Genomic DNA, 324 nt, shown 5'->3' on the forward strand with positions numbered 1-324 from the left:
GTTGTTCACCTTCAATGATACAGCAGCAGTATATCCGAAGGACAAGACAATTGTAGACTTGTTTGAAGAACAGGTTGAAAAGACACCGGATCATGTAGCCATAGTTTTTGAGAATAAAGAACTGACCTACAGGGAGCTTAATGAGCGATCCAATCAGTTGGCGCATTACCTAATGGATAATTACAGCATTCAGCCGGATGATCTGATAGGGATACAATTGGAGCGAAGCGAGTGGATGATTGTGTCGATACTGGGTGTGTTAAAATCGGGAGGAGCTTATGTTCCTATTGATCCGCAATACCCTGAGGAAAGAATAGACTATAT

Annotated in this window: 1 protein-coding gene; it reads left to right on the top strand. The window is 42.0% G+C overall.

Features of this window, described 5'->3' with window-relative positions:
• Positions 1-324 (top strand): AMP-binding protein (locus JO950_RS22130; RefSeq protein WP_202704568.1); only part of this gene is annotated, 324 nt, incomplete at both ends.

It is taken from the genome of Flavobacterium sp. UGB4466 (assembly GCF_903469665.1).
Taxonomy (GTDB): Bacteria; Bacteroidota; Bacteroidia; order Flavobacteriales; family Flavobacteriaceae; genus Flavobacterium; species Flavobacterium lipolyticum.